The organism is Salifodinibacter halophilus, assembly GCA_012999515.1.
Taxonomy (GTDB): Bacteria; Pseudomonadota; Gammaproteobacteria; order Nevskiales; family Salinisphaeraceae; genus Salifodinibacter; species Salifodinibacter halophilus.
Genome location: JABEEB010000681.1, coordinates 1 through 238 on the forward strand (window position 1 = coordinate 1; position 238 = coordinate 238).

The following is a 238-nucleotide window of genomic DNA, read 5'->3' on the forward strand; positions in this document are numbered from 1 at the left end:
CGGACGGCGGGCCAAGCTGTCGCCACCTTCATCGCTGGAATCGCCATGCATCGCCAACGAGGTTTTACTTTGATCGAACTGTCGATGGCGCTGGCCATCGCGGCCATCGTGTTCGCGCTCGCCGCATCGGCCGTAGGTGCGCTGGCGGACCGCGCGCGTATCGCCCGACTGCAAACCGAACTGAGCGCTGTCTTCATCGACTCGGCGCGTCAGGCCGTCGCCGGAGGCGTTGCCGTGG

1 protein-coding gene is annotated in these 238 nt (G+C 66.4%); it reads left to right on the forward strand.

The annotated features are described in order from the left end of the window. Window positions 1–69 precede the first annotated feature (69 nt). Window positions 70–238: hypothetical protein (locus HKX41_13295; protein ID NNC25110.1), on the forward strand; the 169-nt coding region annotated here is incomplete at its 3' end.